This is a genomic window from Akkermansia sp. (assembly GCF_020860705.1).
Taxonomy (GTDB): Bacteria; Verrucomicrobiota; Verrucomicrobiia; order Verrucomicrobiales; family Akkermansiaceae; genus Akkermansia.
Window position 1 is genome coordinate 29,355 of the sequence record NZ_JAJBTT010000002.1, and the last position, 15,381, is coordinate 44,735.

Genomic DNA, 15,381 nt, shown 5'->3' on the forward strand with positions numbered 1-15,381 from the left:
CCTTACTCCTGCTGAAAGGAAAGGCCGTACCACCCTTCACCCAGCAGCTTCACCAGCGTGAAGGAATATTCCCCCTTGCGGTTCGGCTCCTTGCTGCGGGAAAGCAGGACGCGTACGCGGAGCATGTCAAGCTCGTCATTGGCGTTCAGCACCCGGTACGGGGAATGTTCCATTTCCTCATTAATCTTAAACAGCATAAACAGGCGCTTGCCCATCTCCGATTTTCTGGGAACATAAACCATGGGACGCGCAATGCTGCGATCATCCGAACCGTTTGCTCCGGGAGCTATCAGCTTGAACGCATAATCATCCTTGTTCTCCGACGTGCGGTCCCGGATCATCCACACGCGGAACTCTGCGATGTCCTCTCCCTTCCCGCGGACAAAATCCTCCCAGTTCATCGGCTGGTAGCGGGCGAACTGCTGCCAGTCCAGCTTCCAGGAGCCATCCTGCTCATCCTTGAAAAAGCAAAACTCCATATCGGGCGTCTTTTCAAATCCGATCAGCAGCTGGGCGCAGGGATGCCCCTCCACCTCCAGCACGGCAAAACTCTTAGGCCCGGTCGGCTTGCTCGCAATCACTTCAGGAGGCGACACGGCGTAATGCCTGACCATCAGGGGGAGCGATTTCAGGGAATTCCATACGAAGGAGGACTTCTGGACCACATCACTGGCACTCAAGTATTTCTGCGCCTCTACCAGGCATTTGCGCAACAGGTCCTGCCGTTCCATGGGAGGAATGTAAGAGGGGGGCCAGAAGCTATAGTCCACCTTGTCTTTCAGAGTGGCCTGCAACTCTCCGGACAGCATATCCGGAGTGGCGCAAATCCGCGCGGCCGTTCCTGAATCCAGAGACGCCTGGCGCTTCTGAAGCCAGAAAAAAAGACCGCCGAAAAAGAGGCCCAGCGCCATGATAAAGAAAATGACGGAAAGAATGCGGCCCAAAGCGCCACCCGTTTTTTTACTGCTCTCGCGCAGGCTGGAAGAAAAGGGAGGCCTGTTTTCAGATAAATCGCTCATTTTAAATCGGAAATATCCACAGAAAACAACTGCGGAAAGATGATCAAACACTACCGGAACGCCAGAGGCAACGCAACGATAAAAAACAGACACATTTTTTTATCCCTTCCGGAGAAAATTGTTTCACATCCACCAGCTGGTGATGTACATTAAACCGGACGAGTTTCAAGAGCTCCCTTCTTACCTTTCACCCCCTCTTTTTAACGCCATGTTTGGATCATTTACTACCGTTCCCGCCCCCAAGGGCAACAAGAATCCTGAATCCACCCCCAGCTGGATGGACGTAGCCAAGAGCCAGGATACTCCCGAACCGGTTGCGGAAGCCGTTCCCTCCCCCGCCTCCTATGCCCCCACCACCCGTGTTCAGCAACTGACCCGCAACGTGCTGAACTCCGATGTAGAGGTGATCGGTTCCCTGCGTTTTTCCGACGACCTGCTGATTGACGGCACCGTTGAAGGCGACATCTCTTCCGAAGGGGTGCTTTCCGTAGGCCAGAATGCCGTCATCCGTGCGGAAATCAACACCAAGTCCGTCATCATTCACGGCAAGGTCATTGGCAATGTGACGGTCACGGACCGCGTGGAGCTGAAAAGCACCGCGGAACTCGTAGGCGACATTCAGGCGGCCTCCCTGGCTATTGAAGGCGGCGCCATCTTCATCGGCCACTCCACCGTAGGCGCCCCCACGGTGGGTAACACGGGAACTTCCATCGCCAAAAAGCCGGCCCCCGTCCACACGTTCGCTCCGGAACCGGAAGCTCCCGCCCCGGCCAGCCAGAGCACGCTGGACATTGACGAAGAATAAAAAAACTTTCCACCAGCCATTTTCAGGGGCGTCAAAGGAACGGATCGTTCTTTTGCCGCCCTCTTTATTCCATGCCTCCTTCCTTCCATCCCGTTCCGCGAATCAGCAGCGTTCCCTCCGGAAAAATCAGCCGCCCGGCTCCGCCCCCGCCCTGGACGCTGCCGGCAGCCGCGGAAAACAGCCCTGCGCCCACAAGGGAGGTGGAATGCTTCTCCTGCCGTAAAAGCACTTCCGTCCCCGTCACGGCCGTTTCCGCCAGATGCGGGCACTGCTCTTCCTATATCAAGCTGGATGACGTCATTCTGCACAGCAGAACGCATCGGACGAAGGTGCAGACCTGCGGAAGCGTCACCGTACAAGCCAATGCAGACCTGAAGGGACTGAACATCGAGTGCCGGGACCTGGTCTTATATGGCAAGGCGTCCGGCAACTTTTTGTGCCGCGGCATCTGCAAGATCAAAACGGACCAGCATATCTCCGGCTCCATTTCCGCCCGCAGGATCGTAGTGGAGAAAAAGACGACGGTGCTGGTCACAGGAACCATTCACGTGGAAAACATCTGGATACAGGGTTCCCTGGAAGGAACGCTCATGGCGGATGAAACCGTTACCATCCACCGGCACGCCAAATTCCTGGGAGACATTACGGCGCGCCGCCTCATCATTGAGGAAGGAGGCACGCACCAGGGTTCCTTTACCCGGCTTACGTGACATGAACCTTCCCATCTCCATCCGCGGCGCACGCCAGCACAACCTCCGGAACCTGGACCTGGACCTTCCGTCCAACAAGCTGATCGTCTTCAGCGGCCCTTCCGGCTCCGGGAAATCCTCCCTGGCGTTCGACACGCTTTTTTCCGAGTCCCGCAGGCGCTTTCTGGATTGTCTTTCAGCCCGTGCCAGACAGGGTATGGAACAGCCGGAAAAGCCGGACGTGGACAGCATCACCGGACTGCCCCCCGCCCTTTGCCTGGAACAATCCGCCAGACAACAGAGTTCCCGCACCCTGCTGGGAAGCATTACGGAAATCCTGGATTACCTGCGCATCCTGTATGCGGCGGCAGGCACCCCTCATGATCCGGAAACGGGCAAGGAACTGGTGCGTAAAAGCCCTGACCGCATTACGGAGGAACTCGTCTCCCTGCCGGACCAGACGCGTCTGGTCCTGGCCACTCCGGCGGAAGCTCTGCTGGCCCAGGATCCCGCGGCGACGCTGGGCGACTTCCAGCGCCAGGGATTCCTGCGGGTTTACTGGAACGGGGAAGTAAGGGATCTGGAGGAAATAGGCACCCCAGTCCCGCCCCCTCCGGACGCCGCCCTGGTCATTGACCGCATCATCGTCCGGGGAGAAAACACGGCCTCCCGCGTGGCAGACTCCCTGCAAACGGCCCTACGGATCAATCCGGACGAAGTGCGGGCCATCATCACCCGTCCCGGGGAAGAAGCCGTCATCCAGGCCTTCCATACCCGCTACCGCAATCCGGAAACGGGCTTCCTGCTTCCCCAGCTTACGCCCCGCCATTTCTCCTTCAATTCCCCCCTGGGCGCCTGCCCTTCCTGCCAGGGGTCCGGACTCAATGACCAGGAAAACGCCCCTTGCCCCGCCTGCGGAGGCCTGCGGCTTTCCCCCCTGGCGCTGGCCGTTACCATGCACACGCCGGCACGGGGTTATAACCTGGCGGAACTGACCGCCCTCCCGCTGGAAGACATGGCGGGGGAACTGGAACGGCTGGAAACGCCCGCCTCCCTGGCGGCGGCGCTGAGTCCGCTCATGGAGGAAATTAACAAGCGCGTGCGCTTCCTGAATGAACTGGGCCTTTCCTACCTCTCCCTGGACCGCCAGGCAAACACCCTTTCCGGGGGGGAACTGCAAAGGGCGCGCCTGGCCTCCCAGCTGGGAGGCGGCCTTTCCGGAGTCCTTTATATTCTGGACGAGCCTACCGCCGGACTGCACCCTTCCGATACGGACAGGCTGCTTCGGGCGCTCCGGACGCTTCGGGACCAGGGCAATACGGTCCTGGTGGTGGAGCACGACGAACAAATTCTGAATGCGGCAGACTACCTGGTGGACATGGGCCCCGGTTCCGGAGCCAACGGCGGCCGCATTCTGGCGCAAGGGACCCTGCCGGAAATTCTGGAAACTGCCGCTAGCCCTACAGGAGAGTGGCTCTCCGGCAGGCGGAGCATGCCCGCCTCCGGACGCAGCACTGCGCCCTCCGGCCGTCTGATCCTGACCGGGGCCAATAAACACAATCTGAACAACGTCACCCTGAACGTTCCCATAGGCACGCTGACCTGCATCTCCGGCCCTTCAGGTTCCGGAAAATCCACCCTTGTCCGGGACTGCCTTATTCCCGCCGTCAAACAGGATATTGCCGGGAAAAGAGGCGTTCCTACCCGCGTGCAGGGCTCGGAACACTTCAACCGCCTCGTTGTGATCGACCAATCCCCCATCGGCAAAACGCCGCGCTCCACGCCAGCTACAGCCACAGGGCTGCTCCAGGTGCTGCGCCCTCTTTACGCCCAGCTCCCTCTCTCCAAACAGCGGGGGTACACGGCGGCACGCTTCTCCCCCAACATCCGCGGAGGCCGCTGTGAACGGTGCCTGGGCACCGGCATGATAGAAGTGGATATGAACTTTCTGGGCAATGTCACCATGCCCTGCGACGCCTGCCACGGCCAATGCTACAACCGGGAAACGCTGGAAGTCACCTGGAAAGGCAAATCCATTGCCCAGGCGCTAGCGCTGACCGTGGATGAAGCGGCGGAATTCTTTTCCTCCCTGCCCAAAGCCGCGGCTATCCTGAAAAGCATGCAGGATGTGGGCCTGGGGTACCTCAACCTCAACCGCAGGGCAGACACCCTCTCCGGCGGCGAATCCCAGCGCATCAAAATAGCGGCGGAGCTTGCCAAGGCTCCGGCCTGGAAGCTGGCGGAAGACGGCAAGCGTGCCCTGTTCATTCTGGACGAACCTACCGGCGGCCTTCACTTCAATGAAGTGGCCCTTCTTCTGACGGCTCTTTTCCGCCTGAGGGACGCCGGGCACACCATTCTCTGCGTGGAACACCACAAGGACCTGCTGAACGCGGCGGACTATCTGGTGGACATGGGTCCCGGAGCCGGCAGGCATGGAGGAAACATCATGGCGGAAGGATCTCCCGCAGCCGTGGCTGCCATGAAAAAATCCCCCACTTCTCCGTGGCTTCTCTCCCATTAGAAAAAGAATTATTATCTTTACGGTTCCGTGGAACAGGCCTACAACTGGTGGTTCAATGGAGGAATGCTTTCCATCACCGCTTACCCGACCGGCTCCACAACGTCGGCACCGGGAAGATACTGGAAAGAGCCGGGCCTAACGGTTCCTACATCAACAACTGGAGGATCTGTGAATAACCCTCTGTACGGGATACGCCTTTTGGGACGGAGGCACCAGGGACTTTGTCTACCAGAAACTGACGGACAGCATCAACAATAACTGGGGAACTACGCTGACGGTCGGAGAATACGGAAGAGGCCATGCCATCACCATATAGGGATACGATATGGATGAGGACGGCAACCTGATTGTCTATCTGACGGGCTCCGACGATTACAAATTGGGAATGTTCCGTCAAAAGGTCATCGTCATCGATTACGATGATGAGTATGAATTCCACCACTGCGATATCTATCTGACCAGCCTGGGAGAAGAAGACGTATACAACTATCTTTACGATGAAGCGGGCCTGACCGGCATCATGCTGGGAGAAATCCAGAGCTTCACCGCCCCTTTGGGCGACCTTAGAATATCGGAACCATCCACTGGAATTCTCTCCCTCTGCGGCGTATGCCTTATTGTCTTCCGCCGCAGGCACAGCACGCCGTAAGCTCCCTCCAACTCCCCTCCTCTTTTAAAAACGGGTCTTGATTCTTACAGGGGAAATGTGCAGAATTGGCAAACGCACAATTCAGGAGAGCATGAATTGTTCCAATGTTCCCCAGTGCGGTTACCTGTGAAATGAATGACGCCTCTACCAACCACGGCGAGCTGGAAAACACAGTCTCGACTTATTCCGTCGACATAGAAACCCTTCAGCAAACAGCCCTGAAAGGCGATCCCCAGGCATTGTTCCAACTGGCAATCAGCTATGAACAGGGACGAGGGGTGGCGGAAAACCAGCAGGAAGCCTTCTACTGCTACCAGCAGGCGGCAGAGATGGGTCACGTCACGGCCCAACTCAACCTGGGGTGGGCCTACTCCAACGGCATAGGCGCACCGCAGGATAACGACAAGGCCTTTTACTGGTATGAAAAGGCGGCTCTCCAGGGCCACCCTACCGCTCAATTCGACCTCGGGTTCTGCTATATCAACGGCCTGGGCGTGGAAAAAGACGAGCACCAGGCTATCAGCTGGTATAAAAAAGCGGCGGAACAGGGCCATGCGGTGGCACAGCTCAACCTTGGCTGGATTTACGCCAACAGCGCCAGCCAGAAAAACTGGGAACAGGCCGTGTACTGGTACCAGCAGGCGGCGGAACAAGGGGACGCCCGCGCCCAGTACAACCTGGCCTGGTGCTACGGCAACGGAAGCGGCACTCCCAGGAATCCGCAAAAAGCCGCCTACTGGTATGAGGAGGCTGCCATGCAGAATCACGCCACGGCCCAGTATAACCTGGGCTGGTGTTATGAAAACGGCTTCGGCGTTCAGCCGGATTTGGAGAAGGCACTCATCTGGTACCATAAATCAGCCCTCCAGGGCCAGATCACGGCCCAATACACGCTGGGCTGGTGCTACGGCAACGGCCGGGGTATGGAAGTGGACATGGTCAAGGCCGTTTACTGGTACACCAAAGCGGCCGAACAAGGCCACACCACGGCCCAGCTCAACCTGGGATGGTGCCATCTCAACGGCAAAGGAACGCCCGTTAACCGGGAGGAAGCCCTGAAATGGTATCTTCAGGCGGCGGAACAGGGCAACCCCACCGCCATGTTCAACGTGGGCAACTGCTACGCCCACGGCTACGGCATTGAGCAGGATGACGAACAAGCGGCGGAGTGGTACCAGAAAGCCATCCAACACGGCAATAAAAAAGCGGCCAGCGCCCTGCGCCATCTGGCTGCCAAGCAGGAAAAAGAGAAAAATCCGGACGTACAGGACTAAACGCCTGTAAGGGATGGAGTCTGTCCGGGAAGGAAGATTTCCTGTTTTTTTCACTGAAACAGCTTCATGGAGAAAGGGATGGAATTTCTTACAAGGGCCGGGAGGCCCTTGTTCCCAGGAGGCTGATGGAAAAGAAATACCACTTCATGCCCCACGCCCCGGAAATGCACCGACGACGCCTGGGAATGAGGGGCTCGCGCCCCTCATGGCTGCGGATCACGGACAGTCTCTCCTCTTTCTCCCGGCATCATTCCCCGCCCGGGCTGACGTAACTCAATTCTTGATAAAGGAGGGAAAAGGAATTGAACGAAATACAAAATCAGAGACTCCACGAGAAAAACTCCGATAGACGGCAAGGGCCGGGAGGCCCTTGTTCCCAAGGGGCGGCCAACAGAAAACGCGGGGAACAGGCAGCTTCATACGGTTTGGAGAAAAGGCTGTCCTGGGAATGAAGGCCTCCTGGCCTTCATCATTGAACCATCCATAAATGAAGGTTTGATTCGTTCCTCTTTCAGATTCACTCACCCTGCGGGCTTCAAGCTTGAGCTTTCCGTCCACCCGGGCTTCATCAAAAATCCCAGCGCGCCATCATCTCCGCCCCTTCCGTCCTCCTCCGGACGGTCCTTTTCTGGACAGCCGTTCCACCGCCTCCGGCAGCCGGACCGCACCATCGCCGCCCAGCTTCACGTCAATATCTTCCAGCGCACGGATCAGGTCAATCACCTCCCTCCGGGGTAGCGCGCCTCCGGCAGATATGCAGAAATGGGTGCGGCACGCCAGAGGCCTCCCCTCATAAATCATGCACCTTCCCTGCGCGTTCAGAAAAGGGCAGCTTCCGTCCGGCGGCAAATCCACGCGCGTACGTCCCGCGGCGCGCCATGCCTTCCAGGCCACCCAAGCCTCTCCCAAGGTCACGTGGGGCGTCTCCCCAGTCAGGCGGAACCGGCAGCAATCCGCCGTTCCCGTGCAGAAACGCGCCGCACCGGAGGCACGGCCGGAACCTTCGTCCAGCAGAAGCCGCACCTCTGCTAACGTTTCAGCGGAGGGGACGCACCCCTCCGCCTTTCCATGACGGCACTTGCCCGACGCCATGACAACGGCACCTTACAGCGTCAGGCCATCGGCCTTCGCCTGATTCCAATACGCGTATTCAGAACGGTTGAAATCCACGTACTCCGGAGATAAATCCGTGGTATAAACGGTATGAGAAAACTCGCCGCGGTTCAGATTGATATCCACCTGGAACGCGGGAACCTGCACGGCCTGGCGCAGATCATCGGAAGGAGTCTCCGCCTGCATGCCGTCGCGGCAGGCGGCCAGACCGGCGATGTCGATGTCGATCTTCTCTTCATCCACCTTCGCGCCGCAGTAACCCACGGCATGAATGATGCGCCCCCAGTTGGGATCATTGCCATTCCAGGAACTCTTCACCAGGGAAGACTTGGCCACGGCTTCCGCCGCCTTCTTCGCTTCCTCCTCCGTGCGGCCTCCGGTCACATGCACGGTCACAAACTTGGTCACGCGCTCGCCGTCCTGCACGATGTGCTTGGCAAGTTCCAGCATCACATGGGCCAGAGCCTGCTGGAACATGTAAATGTCTTCCGGAGACTCCAGTTTCACGCCGGAAGCGCCGTTCGCCATCACTAGCACCGTATCGTTCGTGCTCATGTCGCCGTCAATCGTGATGCAATTAAAGGAACTCTTCACACCGGACTGCACGCACAGCTCCAGCACGTCGCGGGAAATGCCGGCATCCGTGGTAATGAAGCACAGCATGGTAGCCATGCAGGGATTGATCATCCCAGCCCCCTTGCAACACGCGCCGATGCGCACGGGTTTACCCTGCACCATGAACTCAATGGCAATGATCTTCTCCTTCGTATCGCTGGTCATGACGGCCTGGGCCACTTCGTGCCCCTTGTCGCGGGAAAGGCCTTCCGCCAATTCCGGAAACTTCGGGTAAATGCGCATCATGGGCATCGGCAGGCCGATCACCCCGGTGGAGCACACGGCCACTTCCTCCGGCTTCAGCCCCAGAAGTTCCCCAACACTTCTGCACTCTCCACGGGCGTCTTCCTCTCCCTTAACTCCGGTGCAGGCGTTCGCGTTCCCGCTGTTCGCCACAATGGCGCGGATATTCCCCTTCCGGAGGTGCTCACGACTCACCTTCACGCAGGCGGCCTGCACGCGGTTGGTCGTGAACGTCCCTGCGGAAACGCAGGGTTCCGTGGAATAAATCAGGGCCAGGTCCAGACGCGTGGCCGTGGGCTTCTTGATGCCGCAGCTCACGGCGCTGCCTAAAAAGCCCCGGGGCGCGCAAACACCCCCGTCAACCGGAATATAGGATGAATCATTCATCGTCTTGAAGTGCCTTTCAGCGTATCAAAAAACTACAGGACCCACAAGCCTTCCGTTTCATCAAACCCGCACATGATATTGAAGGACTGGACGGCCTGGCCGCCCGCTCCCTTCACCACGTTATCCTCCGCACTCATTAAAATCACGCGGTTCGTGCGGGGATCATAAGCCCAGCCGATGTCCACGCAATTCGTGCGCGTCACATTCTTGGTATCCGCAGGCTGGTTACGGCCCAGAAGGCGCACGAACGGAGCCGCGGCATAAGCCTCTTCCAGCAGCCGCCCGACGGATTCGGGATCGGCTCCCTTCTTCACCTTGGCCGTAATGGTGGAGCAAATGCCCGTATTCACGGGAATCAGATGCGGGGTGAAGGACATCACTACCGTCTCCCCGGCTGCCCAAGACAATTCCTGCTCAATCTCGCTCAAATGGCGGTGCTTCGGCACGCCGTAGGCGTGGAAACTCTCATTGCACTCGCAGAAGAGGAGTGGAATGGAAGCCTTGCGCCCCGCGCCGCTCACGCCGCTGCCGGAGCAGACCACCACATCTTCCGGTTCCAGAAGTCCGGCCTTGAACAGGGGAATCAGGGGAAGAAGAATGCTGGTGGGATAACAGCCGGGGGAAGCCACAATGCGGGCCGGGGCGATCTCCGCCGCCCGCCACTCCGGCAATCCGTACACGGCCTCCTGCATGAGAGGGGTGTCCGGATGGGCATTCCCGTAATACTCCTCATACACCTCCGGACTGTCCAGGCGGAAATCCGCGCTCAAATCGATCACGCGCACGCCGCGGTCTACCAGGCCGCGGGCATAGGAAGCGGCCACGCCATGGGGAAGCGCCAGAAAGGCCACCTCCGCTCCCGTGGCGGCAATGGAATCCACATCGGAGTCCGTAAATTTTAAATCGGAGCCCGGAACCTGCCGGAAACGCGGAAACACCTCCCACAGCGGCTGTCCCGCATACTGGCGGGACGTGGCGCACACCAGCTTCACCCCGCGGTGATTCAACAGGATGCGCAATAACTCCTGCCCGGTGTAGCCACTGGCTCCGACGACTGCAACTTGAACTTGCTTCATGACGAAAAAGGTATGCAATGAAAAAAGACTCTTGCCAACACTAAAGTTTTCCTATATACACCTCGCCGTCGCAAGACACGGTCCCGGTCGGTCCGATTTTATCGGGTTGTAGCGCAGTCTGGTAGCGCACCTGCATGGGGTGCAGGGGGTCGCAGGTTCGAATCCTGTCAACCCGACCATTTTAACCGCCATAAGTTGAAAAGCTTACGGCGGTTTTTTGTTTTCCGGCATATTGAAATAATTTCTATTCTCCCACCTTTCCATATCATGGAGATGTGGCTTTTTCTCTACAGGTGCCTGCGTCAATGAGGAAAAATTAGGAAAAAGAAAAAAGCACATGAAATCGTTGTATTTTGTCCACGTATCGTTTTCGCCTGACGTTGCATGCGGGATGACCTTTTTTAAAATACATGCAAATTCCTTCTGCAAGGTGTACATCCTGAAACAGATTCCTGAATCATCAGGAGATTTTCCCCAGGAAAAACAGGATGTACACCAGCCGGGATTATCCCGAACCAATTAGACAACAATCATGAATGAGAATATCACGATTAACGGAATCCTGATGGCCACGCAGAATGAACTTTCCTCTCATGCAGGAAATTCAAACATCCACGTCACGGTGCAGGAAAAGGAAAAATGGAACTCAGGCACCCAAGGCCCTAAAGGAGACAAGGGCGATCCGGGGATGCCGGGAACGGAAGGCCCCCAAGGCCCCAAGGGTGAACCTGGCATTCAGGGGCCTCCTGGTCCACAAGGCCCCAAAGGGGATAAGGGAGACAAAGGAGAAACAGGCCCGGAAGGTCCGTGCGGTTCCAGTGTGGCTCCGGGCTGTTTCATGTGGTTTTGCGGCAGCGTAGCGCCGACCGGCTGGCTGGAATGCAATGGAGCAATACTACAAATCAACCAATACCAAGAATTATATGCAGCAATCGGGACCACTTACGGCGGTGATGGTGTAACCAACTTCACTCTTCCCAATCTGATAAGAGACAATGGACTATTTATCCGAGGAGCCTCACCGAACAGAAAAGTGGGGAGTGTTCAGGGAGATGCAATTCGCAATATTTCAGGAAAGATACCTACAACTCCAGTAACATCCGGAGGCACTGCACCCGGAACAGGGGCGTTTAAACAAACAACAGCAGTTGCTGATGACTGGTGTGGAATGAATTCTTATAAGAGTCACAGGATAACCAATATCATTTTTGAAGCATCTGAAGTCGTCCCTACAGCGGAAGAAAATCGTCCTGTCAACATTTCCATGTTACCACTCATTAAATATTGAAGTATAAGAAGAGTCAATCAGATTCAATTACAGAGAAAACAATCGGAAAAGTATATAAAATAAACAACAATTTAAATGTAATAAAATGATAATGTAATAAAAATTATATATTTTCTATCAGAATAAGGAAAACATGTGTTATTCTATTCCGATAAAAAGAAAATAAATTCCCTACAATTCAATTTTAGCTGATGTAAGATCAACAACTTACATCAGCTTTTCATTTGTACGCTGCACGCGCAATCTTTCAACTCAAACAAATAAACGTTAAAATAATCAAACGGTATGGCGAAAAGAATCTTTCTATCCGAACATATTTTTATTTTCCTGAAAATCAATCTTTTTCATTGTTGGGCCATGTTTCATTTGCTATAAGCGATAACGATATCGCATCCCCTGAATCAGAAGAATTCTTTCCTTGTCGCTTCCTTCTGAATAGGAAAATGATTATTTACCATCCCATACCAGATGACACGCCTAGGTAAGTTCATACCCTTTTTTTTCATCCTTCTGAGTTTTTTCTCTTCTGCACAGGAAGCCAATGTTCCGAGTGCAAGCATCCCTTTTGAACTGGGCACTGCCAGCCGCATTTACGTGAAAGGGAGCGTCAACGGCAGCCGCCCCCTGCGTTTCCTTTTCGATACGGGGGCTACCGCCATGGTCATCAGCACCAATTCCCTGAAGGGAATTTCCATGGAGTTCAATGAAACCGTCGTCAACCACGGAGCAACGGGGTCCGGTGAAGTCCACAAAAGCACGGAAAACAAATTTTCCATCGGCGGGCAATCCATGGAGCATGTCCCCTTTATTGCCATTCCCTACTCGCCGGACCAGTGGGACGGCGTGCTGGGGCTGTGGTTTATTCAACAGCAAGTCACGGAAGTGAATTACACGGACCGGAAGATTTACCTGTACCCGCACGGTTCCTATACTCCCCCGCCCCACGCCATCCGCCTGAAGATTGAATACGTGATGGGAATTCCCGTCGTCCCCGGACAGGTGACGGTCAACGGGAAAACCCACCAGCTCCGCTTATCGGTGGATACCGGCTCCGACCGTGTTCTGGACCTGAACACTCCCTTCGTGAAAAAACATCATTTGCTGGGAAGCCAGACTCCGTTTTCCATTTCCCGCATTTCCAGCTCGGACCCCAATACCGGAGTTCTGGAAAACGTCCTTTTCGACAGCATTCAACTGGGCGACTGCAAGCTTCCCCTCATCCCCGGCGCTTTTTCCACCGTCACAGGAGGCACCCAAAGCAGTGCGGAAATGGACGGAGTCATGGGCAATAACCTGCTGAAACGGTTCAATATGGTCTATAATGCCAAGGAAGGATATATCTACCTGATTCCCAACAACCTGCTTTATACCCCGTTTTACGACTGCCTGCTCAAACCCAAACCGGAAGCGAACCTTTCCTCCGGTAAATAAGCCCCTCCCGGCTTCTTCACCGGGAGCTTCCGCGCAGGTTGATGATGCGGGTGCATAGGTCCACCAACTTTGTTCCCATGCGGGAATGCAGGACGCGGTAGATGCCGAACAGTGCGCACCGCACGCGGAAGTCGTTTCCCTTCGCAATGTGTTTCAGCAGGCGGAAGGGCGATTCCGGGGACCGGGCAAATTCACGCCATCCATACTTGTCCAGCAGCGCCCTCACAGCGTCCAGAGCTTCCTTTTTTTCCCCTGCCGTCTGGTTCAGCAGGTTGGAAGAAAAGAGCTGGATGCTGCCGTTCAGCCAGTTCAGCACCGTGATCCTGGCTTTTTCCAGAACACCCTGTTCCCGGTAGGCCTCCGCAATCAGGTCAATGCGTTCCAGAGCCGGGTAAAAGCCGGAGCCTTTCTTGTCCGGGGCCTTGTACACATTCACCAGGGAGTCCGGCCGCGTAGGACGGTAGATGTACAGGCAGTCCGGTATTTTCGCGATCCTCTTCACATAGGGCTGGAGCAGGTTGTTGAAGAGGGCGTCACTGCCCTGCCGCATTCCCGCCCGGAAACGGAGGCCCGTTTTCTTCAGGAATTCCGCCCGATACAGCTTGTCCCAGCACAGTTCGCTGAACGGCCCCATCGTCGCAAAGTCGTAATGGTCGCAATGCCATTCCGGGCATTGCAGCCCGTTGAGCATGCTCCAGCGGACGGAAAGGGGCATGTCCCCTGCAATCGTGGCACCCATGCAAACAATATCCGCCCGGTATTCCTCCGCCGCCAGATGAAGGCGCTGGAACATGACGGGGGAAATGCAGTCGTCCGGATCCACAAAGCCGATGTATTCCCCGGAAGCGGCATCCAGCCCGGCATTCCGCGCCGCCGCTACGCCCGCGTTGGGCTGGTCAATGACGATGAACCGTTCATCTCCGGCTTCGTATTCCCGCAAGATGTCCAATGTTCCGTCCCTGGATCCGTCATTGATGCAGATGATTTCAATGTCCCGGAGCGTCTGCGCGCAGACGGCATCCAGGCATTTTTTCATGAAGGGGGCTACGTTGTAGCAGGGAATGATGATGGAAACGAGAGGCATAGTCTTGAATATAAAGGTTAGTGTGTTGCAGAGGCATTTAATTCATGGAAGAGGTCCATCCAGGCGGCGCAGACGGAATCCAGCGCATAACGGGCCGCTTTCCGCCGCGCGGCTTCCCCCATGCGGCTTCTCTCTTCCGGATGCTCCACCAGCCGGATGATGGCGCGCGCCAGTTCCTCCGTGTTTCCGGGGGGCACCAGCAAGCCGTCCTTTTCCGGGGAAATGACATCCCGCGGCCCGCACGGGCATTCAAAGGCCACGCACGGAACGCCGCACGCCATGGCCTCCACCAGCACCATGCCGAATCCTTCAAAGAGGGAGGAGAAGACAAGCATGGAGGATTGCAGCAGTTTTTCCTGCACATCCACCGTGGCTCCGCGCAACAAAACTTTTCCTTCCAGCTCTTTTTCCCGTATCAAGCGCCCCAGCGGTTCACGTTCCGGCCCGTCTCCCCAGATTTCCAGTTCCCAGTCCGGATGGACGGCAGCCACCTTTTCCCAGGCGCGTATCAGAAGGTCGAATCCCTTCACCGGAACCAGCCGCCCTATGGCCACCGCACACGGCTGATCGAGAGAAGAAGCCTTTTCCGGACTCCACACGCATGGATTGGGAATGACATGTACCCCTTTCCTTCCTTTCCAGTTTTCTTCCCGATCCTGCCGGGTAAGCACCACCGTGGCGTCATAGGTTCCCCTCCCGAAGCCGAATTCATAGAAGTCGGAAATGGCGGCCACCGCGCACGCCCTCCATCCACCCTGGAGACGGGCGTAATCCTTCCGGTACGTTCCGGAGTAATGGAATTCGCGCACGGTTTTCCACGGCTTGCCGCGTGACAGGCGCGGAATCATGAATTTTTCCGACTGCCCTACGGACACGACGATGTCCGGGCACAGTTCGTCAAGAGCCTTCCGCAGCGCTTTTGCATGCCTCCTGCGCCGAATGAGAATGCCTTTCAGCACATACAGGAAGCCCTTCCAATCGTCTTCATAGTAGTTGATCCCCAGATGGACCACCTTCACGCCGGAAGGCAGGGAGGAAGCGGTCCGGCGGGAATCGTTGGCCGTCACCAACATCACTTCATTGCCTGGAACGGCGGCCAGCGCGGCGGCCTTGGCGCGCGTCACGGCCTGAATGCCGCCTGCCGCGTCCAGATCATCCAGTACATAGGCAATCTTCATCCTCCG

Annotated in this window: 13 protein-coding genes and 1 tRNA gene; 8 read left to right on the forward strand and 6 right to left on the reverse strand. The window is 56.5% G+C overall.

All coding sequences use genetic code 11. The features are described 5' to 3' along the window. Positions 1-2 precede the first annotated feature (2 nt). Complete coding sequence (locus tag LIO64_RS01035; protein WP_290547599.1) at positions 3-1,019, reverse strand: hypothetical protein; 1,017 nt, start codon at positions 1,017-1,019, stop codon at positions 3-5. 208 nt (positions 1,020-1,227) lie between these two features. Between LIO64_RS01035 and LIO64_RS01040 the strand changes: the two genes are divergently transcribed. The 5 genes from LIO64_RS01040 to LIO64_RS01060 all read left to right on the forward strand — a co-directional run bounded on the left by LIO64_RS01040 (position 1,228) and on the right by LIO64_RS01060 (position 6,960). Next, the gene (locus tag LIO64_RS01040; RefSeq protein ID WP_290547600.1) at positions 1,228-1,824 is read left to right on the forward strand and encodes a polymer-forming cytoskeletal protein; all 597 of its coding nucleotides are present in this window, start codon (positions 1,228-1,230) and stop codon (positions 1,822-1,824) included. Between the two features lie 71 nt (positions 1,825-1,895). Next, positions 1,896-2,534 (forward strand): polymer-forming cytoskeletal protein, encoded by a 639-nt coding sequence (locus LIO64_RS01045; RefSeq protein ID WP_290547601.1) that lies wholly within the window; start codon positions 1,896-1,898, stop codon positions 2,532-2,534. Between the two features lies 1 nt (position 2,535). After that, positions 2,536-5,037 carry an excinuclease ABC subunit UvrA gene (locus tag LIO64_RS01050; RefSeq protein ID WP_290547602.1) on the forward strand — a complete coding sequence of 834 codons (2,502 nt, stop codon included), beginning with the start codon at positions 2,536-2,538 and terminating at the stop codon, positions 5,035-5,037. Between the two features lie 325 nt (positions 5,038-5,362). Continuing rightward, complete coding sequence (locus LIO64_RS01055; RefSeq protein WP_290547603.1) at positions 5,363-5,686, forward strand: hypothetical protein; 324 nt, start codon at positions 5,363-5,365, stop codon at positions 5,684-5,686. 131 nt (positions 5,687-5,817) lie between these two features. After that, complete coding sequence (locus tag LIO64_RS01060; protein ID WP_290547604.1) at positions 5,818-6,960, forward strand: SEL1-like repeat protein; 1,143 nt, start codon at positions 5,818-5,820, stop codon at positions 6,958-6,960. Positions 6,961-7,548: 588 nt separating this feature from the next. On the opposite strand, the gene LIO64_RS01065 is transcribed toward LIO64_RS01060, so the two are convergent. The 3 genes from LIO64_RS01065 to argC are packed head-to-tail and all read right to left on the reverse strand — an operon-like array spanning position 7,549 to position 10,394. Then, positions 7,549-8,052, reverse strand: coding sequence for a YkgJ family cysteine cluster protein (locus tag LIO64_RS01065; RefSeq protein ID WP_290547605.1), 504 nt, complete (start codon positions 8,050-8,052; stop codon positions 7,549-7,551). Between the two features lie 12 nt (positions 8,053-8,064). Then, positions 8,065-9,318, reverse strand: coding sequence for a bifunctional glutamate N-acetyltransferase/amino-acid acetyltransferase ArgJ (gene argJ / locus LIO64_RS01070; protein WP_290547606.1), 1,254 nt, complete (start codon positions 9,316-9,318; stop codon positions 8,065-8,067). A 32-nt stretch (positions 9,319-9,350) separates the two neighbouring features. Beyond that, the gene (gene argC, locus LIO64_RS01075) at positions 9,351-10,394 is read right to left on the reverse strand and encodes an N-acetyl-gamma-glutamyl-phosphate reductase (protein WP_290547607.1); all 1,044 of its coding nucleotides are present in this window, start codon (positions 10,392-10,394) and stop codon (positions 9,351-9,353) included. 102 nt (positions 10,395-10,496) lie between these two features. Here argC and LIO64_RS01080 point away from each other — a divergent pair. From LIO64_RS01080 to LIO64_RS01090, 3 genes are all read left to right on the forward strand, one after another. Then, positions 10,497-10,573, forward strand: a tRNA-Pro gene (locus LIO64_RS01080). Between the two features lie 353 nt (positions 10,574-10,926). Then, positions 10,927-11,682, forward strand: a complete 756-nt coding sequence (locus tag LIO64_RS01085; RefSeq protein WP_290547608.1) for a tail fiber protein — start codon at positions 10,927-10,929, stop codon at positions 11,680-11,682. A 468-nt stretch (positions 11,683-12,150) separates the two neighbouring features. After that, positions 12,151-13,113 (forward strand): retropepsin-like aspartic protease, encoded by a 963-nt coding sequence (locus tag LIO64_RS01090; protein WP_290547609.1) that lies wholly within the window; start codon positions 12,151-12,153, stop codon positions 13,111-13,113. A gap of 16 nt (positions 13,114-13,129) precedes the next feature. On the opposite strand, the gene LIO64_RS01095 is transcribed toward LIO64_RS01090, so the two are convergent. Next, complete coding sequence (locus LIO64_RS01095; RefSeq protein ID WP_290547610.1) at positions 13,130-14,197, reverse strand: glycosyltransferase; 1,068 nt, start codon at positions 14,195-14,197, stop codon at positions 13,130-13,132. A gap of 17 nt (positions 14,198-14,214) precedes the next feature. Next, the gene (locus LIO64_RS01100) at positions 14,215-15,375 is read right to left on the reverse strand and encodes a glycosyltransferase family 4 protein (RefSeq protein ID WP_290547611.1); all 1,161 of its coding nucleotides are present in this window, start codon (positions 15,373-15,375) and stop codon (positions 14,215-14,217) included. Positions 15,376-15,381: the final 6 nt, after the last annotated feature.

Excerpts from the sequence above, each read along its gene's own strand:
- LIO64_RS01035 (WP_290547599.1), bottom strand. The coding sequence starts at position 1,019 with ATGAGCGATTTATCTGAAAACAGGCCTCCCTTTTCTTCCAGCCTGCGC.
- LIO64_RS01040 (WP_290547600.1), top strand. The coding sequence starts at position 1,228 with ATGTTTGGATCATTTACTACCGTTCCCGCCCCCAAGGGCAACAAGAAT.
- LIO64_RS01045 (WP_290547601.1), top strand. The coding sequence starts at position 1,896 with ATGCCTCCTTCCTTCCATCCCGTTCCGCGAATCAGCAGCGTTCCCTCC.
- LIO64_RS01050 (WP_290547602.1), top strand. The coding sequence starts at position 2,536 with ATGAACCTTCCCATCTCCATCCGCGGCGCACGCCAGCACAACCTCCGG.
- LIO64_RS01055 (WP_290547603.1), top strand. The coding sequence starts at position 5,363 with ATGGATGAGGACGGCAACCTGATTGTCTATCTGACGGGCTCCGACGAT.
- LIO64_RS01060 (WP_290547604.1), top strand. The coding sequence starts at position 5,818 with ATGAATGACGCCTCTACCAACCACGGCGAGCTGGAAAACACAGTCTCG.
- LIO64_RS01065 (WP_290547605.1), bottom strand. The coding sequence starts at position 8,052 with ATGGCGTCGGGCAAGTGCCGTCATGGAAAGGCGGAGGGGTGCGTCCCC.
- argJ (WP_290547606.1), bottom strand. The coding sequence starts at position 9,318 with ATGAATGATTCATCCTATATTCCGGTTGACGGGGGTGTTTGCGCGCCC.
- argC (WP_290547607.1), bottom strand. The coding sequence starts at position 10,394 with ATGAAGCAAGTTCAAGTTGCAGTCGTCGGAGCCAGTGGCTACACCGGG.
- LIO64_RS01085 (WP_290547608.1), top strand. The coding sequence starts at position 10,927 with ATGAATGAGAATATCACGATTAACGGAATCCTGATGGCCACGCAGAAT.
- LIO64_RS01090 (WP_290547609.1), top strand. The coding sequence starts at position 12,151 with ATGACACGCCTAGGTAAGTTCATACCCTTTTTTTTCATCCTTCTGAGT.
- LIO64_RS01095 (WP_290547610.1), bottom strand. The coding sequence starts at position 14,197 with ATGCCTCTCGTTTCCATCATCATTCCCTGCTACAACGTAGCCCCCTTC.
- LIO64_RS01100 (WP_290547611.1), bottom strand. The coding sequence starts at position 15,375 with ATGAAGATTGCCTATGTACTGGATGATCTGGACGCGGCAGGCGGCATT.